This is a genomic window from Paracoccus benzoatiresistens (assembly GCF_026913015.1).
GTDB lineage: Bacteria > Pseudomonadota > Alphaproteobacteria > Rhodobacterales > Rhodobacteraceae > Paracoccus > Paracoccus benzoatiresistens.
Genome location: NZ_JAPTYD010000008.1, coordinates 65,697 through 83,495, shown reverse-complemented (window position 1 = coordinate 83,495; position 17,799 = coordinate 65,697). Strand labels below are relative to the sequence as shown.

At 66.0% G+C, this 17,799-nt stretch carries 20 protein-coding genes; 14 read left to right on the top strand and 6 right to left on the bottom strand.

The window, feature by feature from the left end:
- Positions 1-27: 27 nt before the first annotated feature.
- Both OU682_RS08445 and OU682_RS08440 read left to right on the top strand, forming a co-directional pair.
- Complete coding sequence (locus OU682_RS08445; RefSeq protein ID WP_268941632.1) at positions 28-354, top strand: DUF1330 domain-containing protein; 327 nt, start codon at positions 28-30, stop codon at positions 352-354.
- Between the two features lie 78 nt (positions 355-432).
- Complete coding sequence (locus OU682_RS08440; protein ID WP_268941631.1) at positions 433-1,182, top strand: WecB/TagA/CpsF family glycosyltransferase; 750 nt, start codon at positions 433-435, stop codon at positions 1,180-1,182.
- Here OU682_RS08440 and OU682_RS08435 read toward each other — a convergent pair whose 3' ends face one another.
- The gene (locus tag OU682_RS08435; RefSeq protein ID WP_268941630.1) at positions 1,183-1,860 is read right to left on the bottom strand and encodes a sugar transferase; all 678 of its coding nucleotides are present in this window, start codon (positions 1,858-1,860) and stop codon (positions 1,183-1,185) included.
- Between the two features lie 366 nt (positions 1,861-2,226).
- On the opposite strand from OU682_RS08435, the gene OU682_RS08430 reads away from it, so the two are divergent.
- The 9 genes from OU682_RS08430 (at position 2,227) to lexA (ending at position 11,080) form a co-directional block, all read left to right on the top strand.
- A complete protein-coding gene (locus OU682_RS08430) occupies positions 2,227-3,417 on the top strand; it encodes a toxic anion resistance protein (RefSeq protein ID WP_268941629.1) in 1,191 nt (396 codons plus the stop codon).
- Positions 3,414-4,436: a DUF2927 domain-containing protein gene (locus OU682_RS08425; protein WP_268941628.1), complete on the top strand. Its 1,023-nt coding sequence runs from the start codon at positions 3,414-3,416 to the stop codon at positions 4,434-4,436. The genes OU682_RS08430 and OU682_RS08425 overlap by 4 nt, the downstream gene beginning before the upstream one ends.
- Positions 4,437-4,499: 63 nt before the next feature.
- A complete protein-coding gene (locus OU682_RS08420) occupies positions 4,500-5,615 on the top strand; it encodes an SPFH domain-containing protein (protein WP_268941627.1) in 1,116 nt (371 codons plus the stop codon).
- Between the two features lie 7 nt (positions 5,616-5,622).
- A complete protein-coding gene (locus OU682_RS08415; protein ID WP_268941626.1) occupies positions 5,623-6,876 on the top strand; it encodes a TFIIB-type zinc ribbon-containing protein in 1,254 nt (417 codons plus the stop codon).
- 11 nt (positions 6,877-6,887) lie between these two features.
- A complete protein-coding gene (locus OU682_RS08410) occupies positions 6,888-7,799 on the top strand; it encodes a carbohydrate kinase family protein (protein WP_268941625.1) in 912 nt (303 codons plus the stop codon).
- A gap of 41 nt (positions 7,800-7,840) precedes the next feature.
- The gene (gene trpC, locus OU682_RS08405) at positions 7,841-8,632 is read left to right on the top strand and encodes an indole-3-glycerol phosphate synthase TrpC (protein WP_268941624.1); all 792 of its coding nucleotides are present in this window, start codon (positions 7,841-7,843) and stop codon (positions 8,630-8,632) included.
- A complete protein-coding gene (moaC, locus tag OU682_RS08400; RefSeq protein ID WP_268941623.1) occupies positions 8,629-9,102 on the top strand; it encodes a cyclic pyranopterin monophosphate synthase MoaC in 474 nt (157 codons plus the stop codon). Before trpC ends, moaC begins: the two co-directional genes overlap by 4 nt.
- A complete protein-coding gene (locus OU682_RS08395) occupies positions 9,099-10,277 on the top strand; it encodes a molybdopterin molybdotransferase MoeA (RefSeq protein WP_268941622.1) in 1,179 nt (392 codons plus the stop codon). The genes moaC and OU682_RS08395 overlap by 4 nt, the downstream gene beginning before the upstream one ends.
- Positions 10,278-10,378: 101 nt before the next feature.
- Positions 10,379-11,080 carry a transcriptional repressor LexA gene (gene lexA, locus OU682_RS08390; RefSeq protein WP_268941698.1) on the top strand — a complete coding sequence of 234 codons (702 nt, stop codon included), beginning with the start codon at positions 10,379-10,381 and terminating at the stop codon, positions 11,078-11,080.
- 21 nt (positions 11,081-11,101) lie between these two features.
- Here the strand turns inward: lexA and hemC are convergent, their stop codons facing one another.
- Positions 11,102-12,043, bottom strand: a complete 942-nt coding sequence (gene hemC / locus OU682_RS08385) for a hydroxymethylbilane synthase (protein ID WP_268941697.1) — start codon at positions 12,041-12,043, stop codon at positions 11,102-11,104.
- Positions 12,044-12,118: 75 nt separating this feature from the next.
- On the opposite strand from hemC, the gene hemE reads away from it, so the two are divergent.
- Positions 12,119-13,147: a uroporphyrinogen decarboxylase gene (hemE, locus tag OU682_RS08380; RefSeq protein WP_268941621.1), complete on the top strand. Its 1,029-nt coding sequence runs from the start codon at positions 12,119-12,121 to the stop codon at positions 13,145-13,147.
- Complete coding sequence (locus OU682_RS08375) at positions 13,144-14,022, top strand: EamA family transporter (RefSeq protein WP_268941620.1); 879 nt, start codon at positions 13,144-13,146, stop codon at positions 14,020-14,022. Before hemE ends, OU682_RS08375 begins: the two co-directional genes overlap by 4 nt.
- Before the next feature lie 98 nt (positions 14,023-14,120).
- On the opposite strand, the gene hemF is transcribed toward OU682_RS08375, so the two are convergent.
- Entirely contained in the window at positions 14,121-14,975 is an 855-nt protein-coding gene (gene hemF, locus OU682_RS08370; protein ID WP_371832219.1) for an oxygen-dependent coproporphyrinogen oxidase, read from the bottom strand.
- Positions 14,976-15,050: 75 nt separating this feature from the next.
- On the opposite strand from hemF, the gene OU682_RS08365 reads away from it, so the two are divergent.
- Positions 15,051-15,470 (top strand): hypothetical protein, encoded by a 420-nt coding sequence (locus tag OU682_RS08365; RefSeq protein ID WP_268941618.1) that lies wholly within the window; start codon positions 15,051-15,053, stop codon positions 15,468-15,470.
- A gap of 3 nt (positions 15,471-15,473) precedes the next feature.
- Here OU682_RS08365 and OU682_RS08360 read toward each other — a convergent pair whose 3' ends face one another.
- The 3 genes from OU682_RS08360 to clpS are packed head-to-tail and all read right to left on the bottom strand — an operon-like array spanning position 15,474 to position 17,604.
- Positions 15,474-16,280, bottom strand: coding sequence for an SDR family NAD(P)-dependent oxidoreductase (locus OU682_RS08360; protein ID WP_268941617.1), 807 nt, complete (start codon positions 16,278-16,280; stop codon positions 15,474-15,476).
- On the bottom strand, positions 16,280-17,284 hold the full coding sequence (locus tag OU682_RS08355; protein ID WP_268941616.1) for a class I SAM-dependent methyltransferase: 1,005 nt from the start codon (positions 17,282-17,284) through the stop codon (positions 16,280-16,282). Before OU682_RS08355 ends, OU682_RS08360 begins: the two co-directional genes overlap by 1 nt.
- 2 nt (positions 17,285-17,286) lie before the next feature.
- On the bottom strand, positions 17,287-17,604 hold the full coding sequence (clpS, locus tag OU682_RS08350; protein ID WP_268941615.1) for an ATP-dependent Clp protease adapter ClpS: 318 nt from the start codon (positions 17,602-17,604) through the stop codon (positions 17,287-17,289).
- Positions 17,605-17,799 lie beyond the last annotated feature (195 nt).

Sequence of the window (17,799 nt, the reverse complement as noted above, 5' to 3'; positions counted from 1 at the left end):
TCCTGACAGGGCAAGAGGGAGGAGCCAATGCCAGCCTATCTGATCGCGGACGTGAAGGTGACGGACGATGCCTGGGTGCCCGATTACGCGGCCCGCGTCCACGAGATCGCGGCCAGGCATGGCGCCCGCTATCTGTCGCGGTCCGGCAATGTCGATACGCTGGAGGGGACACCCCTGGGCGGCACGCTGGTCGCGCTGATCGAATTTCCGTCCAAGGAAGCCGCGCGGGCCTTTGCGGCCGATCCCGAATACCTGCCCTTCGGCGAGGCGCGCAAGGCCGGCAGCATCAGCAACTTTCACCTGATCGACGACACCGACCTGGCGGGCGCCATTCCCTATCTGCCGAAAGGTTGAAGCATCGCATTGCCGCGCCTGCATAAAGGTGCAAGGAACAGCCACGGCCTTCTGCGCCGGTCTGGTTCGGAACACCCGATGCACTTTGCCTATGGCCCTGCCCTGATCCGGGTGAACATGCCCGACCGCCCCACGCTCCTGGCCGAAGCGAGGCGGCGCTTCCGCTCGGGTCAGGGCTTTGCCCTGGCGACGATCAACCTGGATCACCTGGTCAAGCTGCGTCAGGACCGCGCCTTTCGCGAAGCCTACGCCGCGCAGGATCTGGTGGTGGCTGATGGCAATCCCATCGTCTGGCTGTCGCGGCTGGCCGGGCGGCGGGTCGGGCTGGTGGCAGGCTCGGATCTGGTGATCCCGCTGGCGCAGCTTTCGGCGCAGGAAGGCGTGGGCATCGCGCTTGTGGGCACGACCGAGGCCGCGCTGGCTGAAGCGGCCGACGAAATCGCCCGCCGCGTGCCCGGCTGCCGGATTACGCTGCGGATCGCCCCGCCGATGGGGTTCGACCCCGACAGCGCCGCGGCGCGCGATCTGCTGCACCAGGTGCGCGACAGCGGCGCAGGGCTGTGCTTTCTTGCGCTTGGCGCACCCAAGCAGGAACGGCTGGCGGCGCGAGGGCGGCAGGAAGCGCCGGGCGTCGGCTTCGCCTCGATCGGCGCGGGGCTGGATTTTCTGGCCGGAAACCAGAGGCGCGCGCCCGAATGGGTCAGGCGCATCGCAATGGAATGGGCGTGGCGGATGCTGTCGGCGCCCAAGCGGCTGGTGCCCCGCTATGCCCGTTGCGCCGCCATCCTGCCATCCGAGGCCGTGGCGGCGTTGAAGCAGCGGCGCTGATCAGCAGCCGGTCCGGTCCAGCACCACGGCCACGGTGCGCAGCAGGATCGAAAGGTCGCTGCCAAAGGACAGGCCGCGCTCGTAACGGTCGTCATACCAGGCGCGGGCGGCAAAGGTGGTGCGGTTGCGCCCGGCGGTCTGCCAGAAACCGGTGATGCCGGGGCGCAGGCGATAGTAGCCCTGGCCTGAATACATCGTTTGCTGGTCGGGCATCATGGGACGCGGGCCGACCAAGCTCATTTCGCCGGTCAGCACATTCCACAGTTGCGGCAGTTCATCCATCGAGCTTGCGCGCAGCAGGCGGCCGAAACGGGTCACCCGGGGATCATTGCGCAGCTTCTGCGTCGCGTCCCATTCCTGCCGAGCCTGCGGATTGTCCGCCAAATAGGCTTCAAGCCGCTGGTCCGCATCATGGACCATGCTGCGCAGCTTCCACATGCGGAAGATCCGGCCGTCGCGACCGACACGCTTTTGCGAATAAAAGGGATTCTTGCCATCCAGCATCACCGCAAGCGCCAGAAGCAACACCAGCGGCAGCACCACGGGCGAGGTCAGAAGGACCAGAACCGTGTCCAGCGGGCGCTTGATCAGGCTGCGATAAAGCCAGGGGCGGGATTTTTCGAGGGAGGGGGCGGCCGCGACATGGGCCAGAACAACTGACTGGGACTTAACCGACATCTTTACCTGTACATCACTTAAACGAACATGCCCCGAACCAAGGAGGCGGTCACCGACAACGATCTGAACATAGCATCCCGCTAAGCCGCTGAATATCGATAAAACTTGAATTAAATAGTTAATAACCTGCCATTTTGGACAGTTTGTCTGCCATTTCCACCTCCGGGCTGGCCACAGAGGGATTCGGACAACCCTGGATGGACCAAAGGCCCGGACCTTCGGTGCGGGGCGATTCTGCCGCCCGATGCTGTGACCGGCTTGCATGCTTTCGGACTTTCCCCCGGCGATCGGTTGAATTGCATCCGTTTCCGCCTATGCTGCGTTGCAACATGCCTGCCCCGCAGAACGGATAAGGAAAAGCATGTCATGACTGATGAAACCCGCCGCCGCGCCGAAGACATTCGCACCGAGATTGAGGATCTGACCCGGACCGCCTTGCCGGAACCAAAGGCCGATCCCCTGTCCGTTCGCGCCGCCGACCCTCAGCTTGCCGCCGAGATCCGCCGCCGCATGGACGAGATCGATCTGGCCGACACCGGATCCATTGTCCGCTTCGGCACCCGCGCACAGGCCGGGCTGCAGGAAATCAGCCAGAAGATGCTGGCCGATGTCAAAAGCAAGGAAGTGGGTCCGGCGGGTGAAAGCCTGCGCAGCATCGTGACGACCATCCGCGGCTTCTCGACCAGCGAACTGGACGTGCGCCGGACCCGCAGCTGGTGGGAAAAGCTGCTGGGCCGATCCGCGCCCTTTGCCAAGTTCGTGGCGAACTATGAACAGGTCCAGACCCAGATCGACCGCATCACAGTGGAACTGGAGCGGCACGAACAGACGCTTCTTAAGGACATCAGGGCGCTGGATCTGCTGTATGACCACACGCTGAACTTCTATGACGAGCTTGCGCTCTATATCGCCGCGGGCGAGGAGAAGCTGCGCGAGCTGGACAGCAGGACCGTTCCCGAGCTTGAGGCCAGGATCAAGGCCGCGCCCGAGGATGATCAGGTGTTGCACGCACAGGCGCTGCGCGATCTGCGCGCGGTCCGCGACGATCTGGAACGGCGCGTCCATGACCTGAAGCTGACGCGGCAGGTAACGATGCAGTCCCTGCCCTCGATCCGCCTGGTGCAGGAAAACGACAAGTCGCTGGTGACCAAGATCAACTCGACCCTGGTGAACACCGTGCCGCTGTGGGAAACGCAACTGGCGCAGGCGGTCACGATCCAGCGCAGCGCCGAGGCCGCGCGCGCCGTCAAGGAAGCCAGCGACCTGACCAACGATCTGCTGACCCGCAACGCCGACAACCTGCGTCAGGCGAATGTCCAGATCCGCACGCAGACCGAGCGGGGCGTCTTCGACATCAACGCGGTCAAGGCCGCCAATGCGCAGCTGATCGCCACTATCGAGGACAGCCTGCGCATCGCCGACGAAGGCCGTGCCCGGCGCGCCGCGGCAGAAAGCGAGCTGACCAAGATGGAGGCAGAGCTTCGCGACACGCTGGCCCGTGCAACGGCGCAGCGCCAGGAAGGCCGCACGGCGTCGGGGACGCCTGCGCGGAGATGACGGCGGGGCGGCTCAGGCGTTGGAACCTGCTGCCCCTGCTGGGGCTTCTGGCCGTGGCCGCCTGCGGAGGCCCCGAACCCGTGCCGCCGGTTGCTGACACGCGGCCCGTGGTCCGTCCCGATCCCGGCCCTTCGCAAGAGGAATTGCGCAAGGCGCGCGCCGAACGCAATCGCGCCGCGAATGCCGCCGCGGCCGAGGCGCTGGTCAAGGCAAGCGCCACCAGCACCGCGCAGCGGGACTTTTATGACCGTGCCGAACGCGCCCTGCGCGCGCAGGGCAGGCTGCGGCGCGACCGGGTGCCGATGGACGCGCCCATTGACGCCGAGACGCTGACGCGCAATTTCATCGCCGTCGCCCTGCGGGACGAATACGGCCAGGGCGGGATCCAGGCAGGCGATGGCGGCGCGCCGGCGCCGCTGCGCCGCTGGCAGGATCCCGTGCGCCTGCAGATCGAATTCGGCACGACGTCTGACGTGGCGACGCGTCGCAGCTACCGGATCGAGGTCAGCCAGTATGCCGCGCGCCTGGCCGAGGCAACGGGCCACCGTGTATCCTTGACCGACAGCGGCGGCAACTTCGTCGTGATGGTGCTGTCAGACGACGAACGCCGCGCCATCGGACCGCGCCTCGCGCAGCTTGTGCCGGGCATTCCCGCGCATGACATCGCGGCCATGCAGGATCTGGACGCCGACAATTTCTGCACCGTCTTCGCCTATTCGCGCGGTGCCGCGCCGGTCTATTCCAATGCCGTCGCCCTGATCCGGGCCGAGCTTCCGCCCCTGCTGCAAAGTTCCTGCATCCACGAGGAACTGGCCCAGGGCATGGGCCTGGCGAATGACAGCCCCGAGGCTCGCCCCTCGATCTTCAACGACGACGAGGAATTCGCCCTGCTGACACGCCATGACGAATTGCTGCTGAAGATCCTCTATGACCCGCGCCTGCGCCCCGGCATGTCAGCCGCCGAGGCCGAGCCGGTCGTCCGCCAGATCGCGACCGAACTCATGGCGCAGAACATCTGACAGCGTCTTGCGCGCCGGCTTGCCGGCCCTAACATGCGCCAAGGCATCCCTGAGGAGGCGAACATGGCAATCTTCGACATTCTGGGCGGCGAGTTCATCGAGGTCATCGAATGGACCGACGACACCCGCGATACGATGGTCTGGCGCTATCCGACCGTCGGCAACGCAATCAAGTACGGCGCCAAGCTGACCGTCCGCGAAGGCCAAGCCGCCGTCTTCGTCCATGAAGGGCAATTGGCCGACACCTTCGGCCCCGGCCTCTACATGCTGGAAACCAACAACCTGCCGGTCCTGACGCGGCTGCAGCATTGGGACCACGGCTTCCGCAGCCCCTTCAAGTCCGAGATCTATTTCGTCAACACCACGCGCTTCAACGACCTGAAATGGGGCACGCGCAACCCCATCATGGCGCGCGACCCGGAATTCGGCCCGGTCCGCCTGCGCGCCTTCGGCACCTACTCCATGCGCGTGACCGACCCCGCGCACTTCATGACCGAGATCGTGGGCACCGATGGCGAATTCACCAGCGACGAGATCACCTTCCAGATCCGCAACGTGATCGTTCAGGAATTCTCTCGCGTCATCGCCGGGTCCGGCATCCCTGTTCTGGACATGGCGGCGAACACCGGCCAGTTGAGCCAGTTGGTCGCCAAGGCGATCCAGCCGACGATCACCGCCTATGGACTGGAGATCCCGGAGTTCTACATCGAAAACATCAGCCTGCCCCAGGACGTCGAGAAGATGCTGGACAAGCGCACCTCCATGGGCATCCTGGGCGACCTGGACCGCTTTGGCCAGTATGCGGCCAGCGAGGCGATGGTGAATGCCAGCCAGAACCCCGGTGCCGCGGGGGCGGGCATGGGCGCCGCCATGGGTGCGGCGCTCGGCGCCGGCATGGCAGCCCGGCCCGCGCCGGGACCGTGGGGCAGCGCGCCGCAAACGGCGCCTGCAGCACCGCCGCCCTTGCCACCGGGAGCCGATGCGTTGTGGCATGTTGCCCTGAGTGGCCAGGCCGAGGGGCCTTATGATCGCGCGCATCTGGAACGCCTGGCCGCCGAGGGGCGCCTGATGCGCGACACGCTGGTCTGGACGCCCGGCCAGGACGGCTGGCGGAAGGCTGGCGAGGTGACGGACCTTGCCCCACTGTTCCCCGCCATGCCGCCGCCCCTGCCCGGCTGACGGCCCGATGCCGACACCGCAGACCGAACACCGCTATCCTTGCGAACAATGCGGGGCCAGCCTGCGCTTTCAGCCGGGCCAGCGAATGCTGGTCTGCGACTGGTGCGGCCACCGGCAGGTGATCGGCGACGGCGCCGCCCGCGCCCCGTCCCGCCAGCCCCAGGCCGGGGCCGAGGATGCGATCCTTGCCGATCCCGAAACCGGCCGGGCGCTGCAATGGGATACCGGCCACAAGGCACCGGATCTGGTCGAGATCCCGCTGGAACAGGGTCTGCGACTGGATGCCGGCTCGGACATCTCGACCACCGTCCGGCTGCTCTCCTGCCCGAACTGCGGCGCCCAGATCGAGATGGGCGAGGCCACCCATGCCAGCGCCTGCCCGTTCTGCGCGACGCCCGTGGTCACCGACACCGGCACCAGCCGCAAGATCAAGCCGCAGGGCGTTCTGCCCTTTCGCGTCACCGAGGATCAGGCCCGCAAGGCGATGGAGGACTGGCTGGGCAATCTGTGGTTCGCGCCATCCGGGCTGACCGCCTATGCCCGGCGCGGGCGCAAGATGCGCGGCGTCTATTCCCCCTTCTGGACCTTCGATGCACGGACCCGGTCGGATTATGTCGGGCAACGCGGCGATCACTACTACGAGACGGTCTATGTGACCCAGCAGGTCAATGGCCGCAGCCGGCAGGTCGCGCGGCAGGTTCGCCGCACGCGCTGGCGACCCGCTGCGGGACAGGTGGCGCGGGACTTCAACGACGTGCTGGTGCTGGCTTCGGCCTCGCTGCCGCGCAAGTTCTCGGACGGGTTGACGCCTTGGGAACTGTCGCATCTGCGCCCCTATCGCCCCGACTATCTGGTCGGGCTGGAGGCCGAGGCCTATACGATCCCGCTCTCCGACGGACACGAGATCGCCCGGGCCGAGATGGCGGGCGTGATCCTGAACGATGCCCGCCGCGACATCGGCGGCGACGAACAGCGGGTGGATCATATCCAGACCGATTACCGGGACGAGACGTTCAAGCATATCCTGCTGCCGGTCTGGACCGCAGCCTACCGCTACAACCGCAAGAGTTATCGCTTCGTGGTCAACGGCCAGTCCGGCCGCGTCGTGGGCGAACGGCCCTGGTCGGTTTGGAAAATCACCGCGGCGGTGATCGCCGCTCTGGTTGCGCTAGCGGCTTTCCTGTATCTGGCCGATGCAGGGGGCTATATCGACCTGGACGCCGTGTTGCAGGGTCAGGATATCGTCATCCAAGGCTATTGAGGAGGGGAACGATGATCCTGTGCGCGGGCGAATCGCTGATCGACATGGTGCCGCAGGATGGCGCCTTCCGGCCGCTGGCGGGCGGGTCCGTCTATAACACCGCGGTTGCGCTTGGCCGCCTTGGCGAACCTGTGGCCTATCTGTGGCCCATCAGCCGCGACCCGTTTGGCGACATGCTCCTGCGTCCCTTGGCCGAGGCAGGAGTGAACACCGACCTTTGCCCCCGTACCGACCGGCTGACGACCTTGGCCCTGGTGACGCTGACGGGCGGCGAGGCGCGCTACTCCTTCTACGACGAAGGCTCGGCCGGGCGGATGCTGGCGCCCCAAGACATTCTCCCTCTGCCCGATCAGATCGAGGCGCTGTTTGCGGGCGGCATCAGCCTGGTTCCCGATCCCTGCGGCGCAGCCATTGAAGCCTTGATCGACCGCGACGGCGACCGGCTGCCGGTGATGCTGGATCCGAACATCCGGCCCTTCTTCATCCCCGATGCCGAGGCTTATCGCGCCCGCCTGTCCCGGCTGATTGCGCGCGCCGATATCGTCAAGCTGTCCGGCGACGATCTGGAATGGCTGTTCCCGAACCTGCCGCCCGAGGAAGCGGCGCGTCAGGTCCTTGCCGAAGGACCGCGCATCGTCCTGCAAACGGGCGGCGCGGCAGGCGCGCGGGCGCATTGGGCAGGCGAACCTGTGGCGGCGCCGGCAATCCGCACGATGGTTGCCGACACGATCGGCGCGGGCGATACGTTCAACGCCGGCGTTCTTGCCAGCCTGCGCCGCCAAGGTGTGCTGACCAAGGCCGGGCTTGCCGCCATCACCGCCGACCAGATCGCCGCCGCCCTGGCCCTTGGGGCGCAGGCGGCAGCCATCACGGTCTCGCGCCCGGGCGCCAACCCGCCCTGGGCGCATGAGATGCCCGCCTGACGACCCTTTCCGATCACTGCACCTGGGGCTAGAGTCACCGCATGGATATCCTGGACAAGATCAAGGCCTACAAGCTGGACGAGATAGCCGCCGCCAAGGCCGCCCGTCCGCTGGCCGATGTCGAGGCCGCCGCCCGTGCTGCCTCGGCCCCGCGCGGCTTCGCCCGCTCACTGACGCAAAAGGCCGCGACCGGCGCCGCGCTGATCGCCGAGATCAAGAAGGCCAGCCCCTCGAAAGGCCTGATCCGGCCGGACTTCGATCCCCCGTTGCTGGCCCAGGCCTATGAAGCTGGGGGCGCCGCCTGCCTGTCGGTTCTGACGGACGCGCCCAGTTTTCAAGGGGCGCCAGGTTTCCTGATGGCAGCACGCCAGGCCTGTTCGCTCCCCGTCCTGCGCAAGGACTTCCTTTATGACACCTATCAGGTGGCCGAGGCGCGGGCTTGGGGCGCGGATTGCATCCTGATCATCATGGCCTCGGTCGATGACAGGCTTGCGGCCGAATTGGAGGACGCGGCCTTCCACTGGGGGATGGATGCGCTGATCGAGGTCCACAACGCCGCCGAACTGGACCGGGCGCTGCGCCTCAAATCGAGCCTGATCGGAATAAATAACCGCAATCTCAAGACCTTTGATCTGTCTCTTGACGTAACGCGCGAACTCGCGCCCCGCATTCCAGCCGATCGCAATATCGTCTGCGAAAGCGGGCTGTTCACCGCCGAAGACCTGGCCGCGATGATGCAGGTGGGCGCCCGGCGCTTCCTGATCGGCGAGAGCCTGATGCGGCAGGCCGACGTGACGGCGGCTACCCGCCAGATCCTGGACGTGGCGGCATGAGCCTGACCCATTTCGACGCCGCCGGGCAAGCGCATATGGTCGATGTCTCGGCCAAGGAGGTGACGGCGCGCGAAGCCGTGGCCCAGGGCTGCGTCGTCATGATGCCGGAAACGCTGGCGCTCGCCCAAGGCGGCGCAAAGAAGGGCGACGTTCTCGGCGTAGCGCGGCTGGCTGGGATCATGGCGGCAAAAAGGACGGCGGATCTGATCCCGCTCTGCCATCCGTTGCCGATCAGCAAGGTCTCGCTTGACCTTGTTGCCGACGACACCCTGCCCGGCATCCGCGTCACCGCCACGGTCCGCACCACGGGGCAGACCGGGGTCGAGATGGAAGCCTTGACTGCGGCCTCGGTGGCCTGCCTCACGATCTATGACATGCTCAAGGCCGCAGAAAAGTCGATGACCATCAAAGACATCCGCCTAGTAAGTAAAAGCGGCGGTAAGTCAGGGAACTACGAGGCGAAATTGTGATATCGGTCGAAGACGCCCTGGCTCAGGTCCTTGCCCTCGCGCCGCCCGCGCAGGCCGAGCAGGTTTCCATCGACCAGGCCTTGGGCCGCGCCTTGGCAGAGCCCGCCGTGTCCCGCCTCACTCAGCCGCCCTTCGACGCATCGGCCATGGATGGCTATGCGCTTCGCATGGCGGACATGGAACAGTCGCTGACCGTGATCGGAGAGGCTGCCGCGGGGAGCCCCTGGGACGGTCAGGCGGCCCCGCTGACGGCCGTGCGCATTTTCACGGGTGCACCGGTCCCGGCAGGCTATGACGGCGTCGTGATGCAGGAGCATGTGGACCGGGACGGTGATCGCATCAGGGTAACAGCCCGCTCGAGCGGCACCAATATCCGCAAGGCCGGCGACGACTTCCACGCCGGTGACAGCTTCGCCCCGGCACGCAGGCTGACCCCGCCGGACATTGCGCTGCTTGCCGCAATGAACATTCCGACCATATCGGTAGCCAGGCGTCCCCGCGTGGCGATCCTGGCTGGTGGGGATGAACTGGTGGTGCCCGGATCGCAGCCAGGACCCGGGCAGATCGTCAGCTCCAACGACCTCGCCATGGCGGCGCTGGTACGCGAGGCCGGTGCAGATCCGGTGATCCTGCCGATCGCCCGCGATACGGAAGAAAGCCTGTGCACAGGCTTTGCCGCTGCATCGGGCGCGGACCTGCTGGTCACCATTGGCGGGGCCTCCGTGGGCGACCACGATCTGGTTGGCAAGGTGGCGGCGGATCTGGGCCTGCAGCGCGCCTTCTACAAGATTGCGATGCGCCCCGGAAAGCCGCTGATGGCCGGCCGGCTTGGAGGCATGCCTATGATAGGCCTGCCAGGAAATCCTGTTTCTGCAATCGTTTGCGGAATTTTGTTCGTCCAACCTCTCATTGCTGCCATGCAAGGGCTGCGCCCCAGTCACACCCTGCTGAAGGCGCGGCTTGCCGTTGATCTGCCACCCGAGGGTGACCGGCAGCACTATTTGCGCGCCACCTTGGCAGAGAACGAGGATCTGCCGCTGATCACCCCGTTTCCCAGCCAGGACTCCGCCCGGTTGTCGCTGATGGCACAGGCGGATGCGTTGCTGATACGGCCCGCGAACGATCCAAGCCGCCATGCTGGAGACATCGTCAGCTTTATCCCCCTTGGCGGCTGAGGGTTAACGAATTTTTCAGTTTCCGATGCTCTCTTCGTTGACGCGATTCTGCTTTTGAGATAGAACAGATACGGAACAAGACGATGCCGGGGATCGACGGAATGCTGACCAAGAAGCAAATCCAGCTGCTGGATTTCATTCAGAAGCGCATGGCGCGCGACGGGGTTCCGCCCTCCTTCGATGAAATGAAGGAAGCTTTGGACCTGCGATCCAAATCCGGCATCCATCGCCTGGTGACTGCGCTGGAAGAACGGGGCTTTATCCGAAGACTTCCGCATCGCGCCCGTGCGCTGGAGATCGTGCGCTTGCCGGAGGCCTTGGCCGACGCAGCGGAAACAAAGCAGGGCTTCACCCCTCGCGTCATTTCAAGCAACCGGCCTCCGCGCCCTCGCGGCGCCCTTACGGTTGCCGACAGCCCGGCGGTCGAGCTTCCCCTGATGGGGCGTATTGCCGCCGGTGTTCCCATCGAAGCGATATCCGAGGTTTCGCACCACGTCGCGGTGCCGGGAACCATGCTCAGCGGCCGCGAACACCACTACGCATTGGAAGTTCAGGGCGACTCGATGATTGAAGCCGGGATCAACGACGGCGACGTGGTGGTGATCCGCGAGCAGGATACCGCGGAAAACGGCGATATCGTCGTTGCCTTGGTGGAAGGACTTGAGGCAACGCTGAAACGCTATCGTCGCCGCGGCGGCATGATCGCGCTGGAAGCGGCGAACCCCGCCTATGAAACCCGCATCCTGCCCGAGGAGAGCGTTCGCGTTCAGGGGCGGCTGGTCGGTCTGATTCGCAGCTACTAGGATCTTTCGGGCCAGCGCGATCTAGTGATGGTCAAAGAAACCATCACCCGCGCGGCCCAGCAGTTCCTCGGCAAGGTCGGCTCCCATCGGGGTTCCCTCACCAAGCGTACCTTCCCGATGGCCGCTGATAGCTGCTGAACCGTCAGGGCGCAGGATTTCGCCCCGCAGCAACAGACGATCATCCCTGATCTCGGCCAGACCTGCGATTGGAGTCTGGCAGGACCCGTCAAGCCGCGCCAGAAAGGCACGCTCGGCAGTGACGCGATATCCGGTGCCGACATGATGAATCGGGGCCAGAAGACTTGTCGCCATCTCGTCGTCCCGGCGCCGCTCGACCCCAATGGCTCCTTGGGCAACGGCCGGCAGCATCTCGGCCGGATCGATGGCATTGCGGGCGACATGCGGCATGCCAAGCCGCGACAGTCCAGCCATGGCCAGGAAGGTTGCGGCCGCTACCCCCTCGTCCAACTTCTGCAGGCGGGTTTGCACATTGCCGCGAAACTCGACCAGATGCAGGTCCGGGCGGCGATGCGCCAGTTGCGCACGGCGGCGCAGGCTGGAGGTGCCGACGACGGTGCCCGCGGGCAAGTCGGGGATCGAGGCATAATTTGGACTGACAAAAGCGTCGCGCACATCCTCGCGCGGCAGCAGGCAGTCGATCACCAAGCCCTCGGGCTGGATCGTCGGCATATCCTTCATCGAGTGAACGGCGATGTCGATTTGTCCGGCAAGCAGCGCATCCTCGATCTCGCGCGTGAACAGGCCCTTGCCGCCGATCTCCTTCAGCGGCCGATCCGTGATCCGGTCGCCGGTTGTCTTGATGATGACGATCTGAAAGGCGTCTGTCGGCAGGCCATGCGCGGCGGCCAGCCGGTCACGCGTCTCGTGTGCCTGCGCAAGCGCCAGCTTGGATCCTCGGGTGCCGATCTTCAGGGGGCGGGTGTGGTCGGGCATCTGCATCATGGCGCCCGGCATAGCCGTCGGGAGGCTGCTTGACAACGCCCGGTCCCTCGCCTTGAAGGAACCGAAGGAGGCCCCATGACCAAACTTCTGCTGCGCGCCCTGGCGGGCGAGACGCTGCCCACTCCGCCGATCTGGATGATGCGCCAGGCGGGCCGCTATCTGCCGGAATACCGGGCCACGCGCGCACAGGCGGGCGATTTCCTATCGCTGTGCTATACGCCCGACCTCGCGGCCGAGGTGACGCTGCAGCCGATCCGCCGCTTTGGCTTCGACGCGGCAATCCTGTTTGCCGATATTCTGCTGGTTCCTCAAGCACTCGGGGCCGATCTTTGGTTCGTGACGGGCGAAGGGCCGCGGCTATCCACGGTGACGTCGGCCACTGAGGTTGCGAGGCTGAAGCCGGCTGACCAGGTCCATGACCGCCTGGCGCCGGTCTATGAAACCGTGCGCATCCTGTCTCGCGAGTTGCCGCAGGAAACGGCGCTGATCGGCTTTGCCGGAGCGCCCTGGACGGTTGCGACCTATATGGTTGCGGGTCGCGGAACGCCCGACCAAGGCCCGGCCCATGCCTTGAAGGACCAGGACCGCGAGACCTTCACCGCGCTGATCGACCGAATCACGGATGCCACGATCCTGTACCTGTCGGCCCAGATCGAAGCCGGGGCCGAAGCCGTCAAGCTGTTCGACAGTTGGGCGGGCAGCCTGAAGGGCCGGGATTTCGACGACTTCGCCATCGCTCCCGCGCGGCGCATCATCGCCGCCCTGAAGCAGCGCCATCCCCACGTGCCGATCATCGCCTTTCCGCGAGAGGCGGGCGAGCGTTATGTCGGCTTTGCCCGCGCGACAGGGGCGGACTGCGTTGCGCTCGACAATTCGGTCAGTGCGGAATGGGCAGCGCGCCATGTGCAGGTGGACGGCTGCGTGCAGGGAAATCTCGATCCGCGGCACATGGTGACGGGCGGTCCTGACCTGGTGGCCGAGGCGCAGCGGATCACCCGTGCCCTGCGAGGCGGGCCGCATATCTTCAACCTGGGCCACGGCATCACGCCGGACGCCAATCCCGACAACGTCTCCGCGATGATCGAGGCCGTGCGCAGCGCATGATCTGGGTTGCGGCCACGCTGATCGCGGCCACGGCGCAGACCGTCCGGAACGCCGCGCAGGCGGGGCTGACGCGGGATGTCGGCACGGGCGGGGCAACGGCCGTCCGATTCGTCTTCGGCTTTCCCTTCGCGGCCTTGGCTTTCGTCGCCGCATCGGTCTGGATGCCGCTGCCGAGCCCGGATCTTCGGGTGATCGGCTGGGCCTCGCTTGGCGCCGTCGCGCAGATTGCCGCGACGGCCTTCATGCTGCTGACGATGCGCGACAGGGGCTTTGGCATTGCGACTGCGCTGATGAAGACCGAGCCCGTGACGCTGGCCCTGATCGGCGCCGTCATCCTGGCCGAGCCGCTTGGCCCGGCCAGGCTTGGCGCCATCATCCTGGCGACCCTTGGTGTCGTGCTGGCCTCGGGCGCAAGCTGGAGCCGCGCCGCCTGGGGCCCGCTGGCATCCGGCGTGCTGGCTGGCGCCCTGTTCGGGCTGTCGTCGATCGGCTTTCGCGGCGCCCTGCTGGCACTGCCCGATGGCGGCTATGTCCTGCGCGCCGTCACGGTGCTGACGATCACGCTGGGCCTGCAGGCCGCCATCATGCTGGCCTGGTTGGCCCTTGGCGATCGCGCGGCCCTGCGGGGGATCGTGTCGCAATGGCGCATCTCCCTTGGCGCCGGGGCCCTGGGGGCTTTTGCCTCGCTGTTCTGGTTCATCGGCTTTGCCCTGACGCCCGCCTCGAATGTCCGCACCCTGGCACTGGTCGAGGTCGTGATGGCGCAAATCGTTTCAGGGCGCGTTTTCCGGCAAACCGTCCGGCCGGTGCAGCTGATCGGCATGGCCCTGATCATGGCGGGGGTCGGCTGGCTGCTTGTGGTTGCAGCGGGCTGATCATCCTGCCGTCGCGCCACGACAGGAGGGATCGCAGCGGCGATCAGCACCTGCAGCATGGACAGCCCAACCGCCTCCCCAAAGCTCCGCCGGGGGCGTCAGACCCATTTGGCCAAGGGAGGCAGGCTCATCAGCACGGCGTCGGCATTGTGGCCGGTTTCCAGCCCGAATTTCGTGCCCCGGTCGTAGACAAGGTTGTATTCCGCATAAAGGCCGCGATGGACCAGTTGCGCGTCGCGGTCCCCATCCGACCAGGGCTGTCCCATGCGAGCCTGCGCCAGGGGCAGGAAGGCGGGCAGGAAGGCCTCGCCCACAGCGCGGGTGAAGTCGAAATCCGCCTGCCAGTCGCCCGTGTTCAGGTCGTCGAAGAAGATACCTCCCACGCCCCGCGCGCGACCGCGATGCGGGATGAAGAAGTATTCGTCCGCCCAGGCCTTGAACCGGTCGTAGTAGTCGGCACCGTGCAAATTGCAGGCGGCTTTCAGCGTTGCGTGGAAATGGGCCGTATCCTCGGGGTATTCGATGCAAGGGTTCAGATCCGCCCCGCCCCCGAACCACCAGGCGCCCGGCGTCCAGAACATCCGCGTGTTCATGTGAACTGCCGGGGCGTGGGGGTTCTGCATATGCGCGACAAGGCTGATGCCGCTGGCCCAGAATCGCGGGTCGCGGTCGATCCCGGGCACCCCGCGCGAGGCCATCGCAGCCTGCGCACGCGGGGCAAGCGCCCCGTGGACCTCGGACCAGTTGACGCCGACCTTCTCGAACACGCGCCCGCCGCGCATGACCGACATCAGCCCGCCGCCGCCATCATTCTCACGCGCAGTCGGGGTGACGGTGAAGCGGCCCTCGGGGGCGGCGCCGGGCCCGCGATCCTCCAGCGCCTCGAAGGCCGCGACGATGCGGTCGCGAAGCTCTCGGAACCAGAGGGCGGCGGTATGGCGTTGATGCTCCATGAGGTTCTCCAAACTTGATTTGCCAGCCTGAAAACGCGGCGTTAGCATTCCTTGTCCGCTGTAATGAGACCCGACATGTCCCGCAACACCGCCCTTGCCGCGATGCTGACCCTGCCCCTGGTTGTTGCCGCATGCGGGACGCCGCAGGAACGCTGCATCAGCCAGAATACCAGTGAATACCGCACCGTCAGCCGCCTGCTGGCCGAGGTCGAGGGCAATCTTGCGCGGGGCTATGCCTGGGAGGAACGGCAGGTCGTCCGCGACTACCTGACCCAGTGCCGCAGCTATCGGTACGACTGGGACGGCCGCGCCATCTACGGCTACGAACCCTGCTGGCGCGATTACGTGGACATCGAACGCTATCGCGTGCCGATCGACCCCGCGGCAGAGCAGCGCAAGCGCGACAACCTGGCTGCCCGCCAGGCCGTTCTGGCCGAACGCGCGGCATCGGCCGTGCAGGCCTGCCGGGCCGCCTTCCCCGAGGAGCAGGGCTGATCGTCAGGCGGTCTGCACCGCCACCCGGTCAGCCAGGCTGCGGCCGCCATCGACGGTGACGATCTGGCCCGTGACAAAGCGGGAAGCGTCGCAGCACAGATACAGCACGGTGTCCACAAGCTCGTCAGCGGCGGCGATGCGGCCCATCGGTGTCGCCGAGACGATGCGGTCGCGCAATTCGGGCTTTTCGCGCAAAGAATCCATCAGTTCGTGCGACATGACGCTGCCGAAGCGCACGCCGTTCACGCGAATCCTGTGGGGCGCCAGCGCCAGCGCCATGCCCCGCGTTGCCTGTTCCTGCGCGGCATAGGCGATGGAATAGCCCAGCATGGTGGGCACGGGATGCTGCGCGGCCAGCGTGGACAGGTTGACGATCGCCCCCGCCGATCCCGCATCGGGGGCTTCCTGGGCCTGCTTTATCATGCGCTTGGCGACGATCTGCGTCATCCGCAGCCCGGCCATCATGTTCTCGCGCAGCAGTTGTTCCAGGACATCCGGGTCGGTATCCAATGGGTCCGACGCCTTTACCATGCGATGCGCGTTGACCAGGATATCCACCCGGTCGAAGGCATCCAGCGTGGCCGACAACAGGTTCGCCATGGCCAGCCTTTCCGACATTCGCCCCGAAAAGCTGCGCACATGCGGATCATTCTCGTCGAAATCCGACATGGCGACGGTCAGCGCGGCCTCGTCCGCATCGGCAAACATCACATTGGCGCCGCGTTCGACGAAGTGGCGGGCGATGGCCAATCCGATCCCGCGTCCGGCGCCCGTGACGATGGCCGTCCTGCCCTGGACCCCACCGCCCATCAGCGCCGCCCCTTGCGCGCGGCACCGCGATTGGCGGCCGTCGCCTCGAATACCTTGAAGCGGTTGTCGCCGCGAATTTCGTGGACCTGCCCGAAATGCTGCGCCAGGACGGCTTCATAGGGCAGATGCCGATTCGCGACCATCCACAACCGCCCTGCCCCGGTCAGCAGCCGCGCCGCCGCCGCGATGAAGTCCGCGCCGATCCGCGGATCGGCGGCGCGTCCGTCGTGAAAGGGAGGGTTCATGATGACGCCGTTGACAGGCTCCTTCAGCGAGAAATCCCGCGCGTCGGCCCAGTGGAACTGCGCACGCGGGTCGCTGATGTTGTCGCGGGCCGATTCCAGCGCGGCATGATCGGCCTCGACCAGGTGGATGACCTCGATCCCCGGCCGGGCCAGCGCCTGTGCCGACAGCCACCCCCAACCCGCGCCCAGATCGACCACCCGGGTCGGCATCCGGTCCGGCAGCGCCGCCGCCAGCATGGCCGATCCGGGATCGATGCCATCGGCCGAAAAGACGCCGGGCCGGGTCACGAAGCCCGGCGCAACCTCCTGCGTGCGGGCGGGCCAATCGTGAGGCAGCCAGTCGTTGCCCGGGATCGTCACGCGGAAGATCTTGCCATGCGCCTTGCTGTGCACCTCATCCACCGGGGCCAGGGCACGCAGTTCCTTGAGCATGGAATCGATACCGTCGGTCTTTTGTCCGTCGATCCACAGCGTCGCGCCGGCCTGCAGGCGCGAAGCGGCATCCGCGATCCGGGCGCGCCCCTGGGCCTTGGCGCGCGGCAGGACGACAAGCGCCGCGTCGAAATGGCCATTGCACTGCGGCGCGACGCGATAGCCGCGCGCGGACAATGCCTGATGATCCGGGAAATGCCCCTGCTGGATCTGCGTGCGGGCGGGATCCAGCGGCGACAGGTCGTCGCCACCCCGCGCCCCGATTACAAGAAAATCGCCTCCGGGATGTCTATCCGGAAGCGCGAGGGCCAGACGCGTCGCTGTCACTGTTATTCTTTTTCCATCGTGCATTGCAGCGGATGCTGCTGCCGCCGCGCCAGTTCCATGACCTGCGCGACCTTGGTTTCGGCCACCTCGTGCGAGAAGACCCCGACGACCGCAACACCCTTGCGGTGAACGGTCAGCATGATCTCGATCGCCTGGGCGTGGGTCATGCTGAACAGCCGTTCCAGCACATGAACCACGAATTCCATCGGCGTGAAATCGTCGTTGAGCATCAGGACCTTGTACATCGGCGGCCGCTGTGTCCGGGTGCGCGGCTTGACCACCAGTTCTACCTGGTCGTCGGATCCGTCGCCATCTGTCATCCAGTGCGCCATGCTGTCCGATCTGATCGTAAGTATCATAATGCGATCATCAATATAGTCCATTTTGACGCCGATGAAACCCCGGCCGGACCGGATGGCACAGGCTAAAATAACGCAAATCGGCAGTTACATGGGGGGCGCTGCCGTGCTATTATCCGATTGTTAAGCAATGGCATGCGAAAAACGACATGCCGC

Bases quoted from the DNA above. Each gene is read 5' to 3' on its own strand.
- OU682_RS08445 (WP_268941632.1), top strand. From the start codon at position 28: ATGCCAGCCTATCTGATCGCGGACGTGAAGGTGACGGACGATGCCTGG.
- OU682_RS08440 (WP_268941631.1), top strand. From the start codon at position 433: ATGCACTTTGCCTATGGCCCTGCCCTGATCCGGGTGAACATGCCCGAC.
- OU682_RS08435 (WP_268941630.1), bottom strand. From the start codon at position 1,860: ATGTCGGTTAAGTCCCAGTCAGTTGTTCTGGCCCATGTCGCGGCCGCC.
- OU682_RS08430 (WP_268941629.1), top strand. From the start codon at position 2,227: ATGACTGATGAAACCCGCCGCCGCGCCGAAGACATTCGCACCGAGATT.
- OU682_RS08425 (WP_268941628.1), top strand. From the start codon at position 3,414: ATGACGGCGGGGCGGCTCAGGCGTTGGAACCTGCTGCCCCTGCTGGGG.
- OU682_RS08420 (WP_268941627.1), top strand. From the start codon at position 4,500: ATGGCAATCTTCGACATTCTGGGCGGCGAGTTCATCGAGGTCATCGAA.
- OU682_RS08415 (WP_268941626.1), top strand. From the start codon at position 5,623: ATGCCGACACCGCAGACCGAACACCGCTATCCTTGCGAACAATGCGGG.
- OU682_RS08410 (WP_268941625.1), top strand. From the start codon at position 6,888: ATGATCCTGTGCGCGGGCGAATCGCTGATCGACATGGTGCCGCAGGAT.
- trpC (WP_268941624.1), top strand. From the start codon at position 7,841: ATGGATATCCTGGACAAGATCAAGGCCTACAAGCTGGACGAGATAGCC.
- moaC (WP_268941623.1), top strand. From the start codon at position 8,629: ATGAGCCTGACCCATTTCGACGCCGCCGGGCAAGCGCATATGGTCGAT.
- lexA (WP_268941698.1), top strand. From the start codon at position 10,379: ATGCTGACCAAGAAGCAAATCCAGCTGCTGGATTTCATTCAGAAGCGC.
- hemC (WP_268941697.1), bottom strand. From the start codon at position 12,043: ATGATGCAGATGCCCGACCACACCCGCCCCCTGAAGATCGGCACCCGA.
- hemE (WP_268941621.1), top strand. From the start codon at position 12,119: ATGACCAAACTTCTGCTGCGCGCCCTGGCGGGCGAGACGCTGCCCACT.
- OU682_RS08375 (WP_268941620.1), top strand. From the start codon at position 13,144: ATGATCTGGGTTGCGGCCACGCTGATCGCGGCCACGGCGCAGACCGTC.
- hemF (WP_371832219.1), bottom strand. From the start codon at position 14,975: ATGGAGCATCAACGCCATACCGCCGCCCTCTGGTTCCGAGAGCTTCGC.
- OU682_RS08365 (WP_268941618.1), top strand. From the start codon at position 15,051: ATGTCCCGCAACACCGCCCTTGCCGCGATGCTGACCCTGCCCCTGGTT.
- OU682_RS08360 (WP_268941617.1), bottom strand. From the start codon at position 16,280: ATGGGCGGTGGGGTCCAGGGCAGGACGGCCATCGTCACGGGCGCCGGA.
- clpS (WP_268941615.1), bottom strand. From the start codon at position 17,604: ATGACAGATGGCGACGGATCCGACGACCAGGTAGAACTGGTGGTCAAG.